Source organism: Vibrio sp. 10N.222.48.A3 (assembly GCF_041475345.1).
Taxonomy (GTDB): Bacteria; Pseudomonadota; Gammaproteobacteria; order Enterobacterales; family Vibrionaceae; genus Vibrio; species Vibrio tasmaniensis_A.
In genome coordinates, this window is record NZ_JBFRVX010001608.1 from 1 (window position 1) to 231 (window position 231).

Below are 231 nucleotides of genomic sequence, written 5' to 3' on the forward strand. Positions count from 1 at the left end.
ACCCGGTGTTGCCACCAACACATCACTACCTTTACGAAGTTTTTGCATCTGAGGGTTAATTTTCACGCCACCAAACACGACCGTAGAAGTAAGCGGTAAGTTAATACCGTATTTAACTACGCTGCCATTCACTTGCGCAGCAAGTTCACGGGTAGGTGTTAGCACTAGTGCACGAACTTGGTTCTGACGTACGCGAGGGCCTTTTGATAACATTTCAAGAATAGGTAGCGT

1 protein-coding gene is annotated in these 231 nt (G+C 46.3%); it reads right to left on the minus strand.

Features of this window, described 5'->3' with window-relative positions; translation table 11 throughout:
* A partial coding sequence (locus AB4653_RS28005) for a DEAD/DEAH box helicase (RefSeq protein ID WP_372105895.1) occupies positions 1-231 on the minus strand: 231 nt, incomplete at both ends.